General features: G+C 72.0%; 2 protein-coding genes. Both read right to left on the bottom strand.

The genetic code is table 11. From position 1 onward, the window contains the following. Positions 1-184 (bottom strand): hypothetical protein (locus HUK84_RS22600; protein WP_176642089.1); only part of this gene is annotated, 184 nt, incomplete at its 3' end. Positions 185-186: 2 nt separating this feature from the next. Beyond that, a partial coding sequence (gene nirD / locus HUK84_RS22595; RefSeq protein WP_176642088.1) for a nitrite reductase small subunit NirD occupies positions 187-518 on the bottom strand: 332 nt, incomplete at its 5' end.

Genomic DNA, 518 nt, shown 5'->3' with positions numbered 1-518 from the left:
CCAGCCGCGACGGCACCGCGATCGGCCTGTCGCAGGAACTGCCCTTGGTGCACAGGCGTCCGCCATTGGCCGGATGCGCCGCATCGCCGCGCACCCGGGCGATGCGGCCATCCTCCACCTCCATCACGACGCCGCAGCCGACGCCGCAATAGGGACAGGCCGTGCGGATCTCCTGCCGCGCCATGCTCAGGCCGGGATCAGGTCCGGCGCCGCCTCGGGCACGCGGGCGCGGATTTCCACCTTGCCGTCCGTCAGGCGGGCCTCCCAGGTCCGCAGGCGCCGCGACGCATCCTCCAGGCACACCCCGTCGACCAGGCGGAAATGCTGCTTGTACAGCGGCGACGCCACCACGATCTGCCCCTTCAGGTCGCCCACGATCCCGCGCCCGATGACATTGGCGCCCGAGAACGGGTCGTGATTGTCTACGGCATAGACCTGGGCCGCCACGCCGCCCTCGGCCGGCAGGTAGAACAGCGCGACCTGCGCCCCGTCATGCCAGGCGACGACGCCCGAGCGCG

Source organism: Nguyenibacter vanlangensis, from assembly GCF_013376155.1.
GTDB lineage: Bacteria > Pseudomonadota > Alphaproteobacteria > Acetobacterales > Acetobacteraceae > Gluconacetobacter > Gluconacetobacter vanlangensis.
Note: the sequence above shows the minus strand (reverse complement) of the source record. Positions and strands in the feature narration are given on the sequence as shown.